Origin of the sequence: Spirillospora sp. NPDC049652, from assembly GCF_040675125.1 — a bacterium.
Classification (GTDB): Bacteria; Actinomycetota; Actinomycetes; order Streptosporangiales; family Streptosporangiaceae; genus Spirillospora.
In genome coordinates, this window is the sequence record NZ_JBFAOF010001517.1 from 1 (window position 1) to 1,165 (window position 1,165).

At 80.7% G+C, this 1,165-nt stretch carries 1 pseudogene; it reads left to right on the top strand.

The annotated features are described in order from the left end of the window. Positions 1-106: 106 nt before the first annotated feature. Positions 107-1,165, top strand: a pseudogene (locus tag AB0J52_RS41590) (hypothetical protein); the annotation flags it as partial.

Consider the following 1,165-nt stretch of genomic DNA (forward strand, 5'->3'; position numbering starts at 1 on the left):
GTCCCTCCACGACGCTCTTCCTATCTCCCGTGCGGCGCACCGCGGCGAACCGCCCTCACCGGCGGGGCGTGCGGTCGCGCCCGGGAGCCTGACGGGAGAAGCCCGCATGCTTGAGAACGAAGCCGATTCGGCCACCGGGGCCGAGGGCCCCGAGGATTCGCGTCCCGCCGTGACCACCACGCGCCGCCGCGCGGCCAGCCGCCCGGCGGGTCCGCCGCCGGACGCGGACGAGGCCGTGGCGAGCGAGACCCCGGCGAAGAAGCCGGCCCGCGCCCGCAAGACGACCCGGGCGGCCGCCACCGCGACCGAGGGCGCGACCGAGGTGAAGGTGGTCAAGACCACCCGCCGCCGCGCCGCGACCCGTGCCGCCGCGCCGCCGCCCGAGGTCGAGGAGGGCGCCGCCGAGGCGTCCGCCACCGAGGCCCCGGCAGCGGCCGAGAACGGGACCGGGCCCGCCAAGCGCGGGACCACCCGCCGGACGCGCGCGTCCGCCGCCGCTCCGGAGGCGTCCGCCGAGACCGGCGCGCCGGCGGAGAAGGACGAGGTGTCCGAGCCCGCCGTGAAGGTGACGCGCACCACGCGCCGCCGCGCCGCCACGCGTCCCGCCGCCCCGCCGCCGGACCCCGAGGAGATCGAGGCCCGCACCGAGGCCGCGCAGCCCGCCGCGCCTGCCGAGAGCGTGCCTGCCGAGGCCGCGCAGGCCCCGCAGCCCGCGCAGGAGACCCCGGCCGAGGACGAGGGGGCTGCCAAGCGCACCCGAACCCGCCGCCGCACCGCCACCCGCGCCGCGTCCGCCCCCGCCGAGGAGACCGCGACCTCCGCCGAGAGCGCGGAGAGCGTCGAGGCCGCCCCGGCCGAGGAGCCCGCTCCGAAGACGACCCGCGCCCGGACGCGCAAGCGCGCCGCCGGCGCCTCGGCCGCCCCCGAGGAGGCCGCCGTCGGCTCCGCCGTGCCGCAGGTCCCGGGCGTCCCTGCCGTGCCGGGCGCCGAGCCGCAGCCGGACGAGAACGAGCCCGCGTCGTCGGTGGGCGTGCCGGGCGTGACGTTCCAGCCGCCGACCATGGTGGTCTTCCAGCCGCCGCAGCCGGCCGCCGCGCCGCCCGCCCGCAAGAAGCAGGACGAGCGGCCCGCCGACGAGGCCGAGCCCGAGCCCGAGGCCGACGAG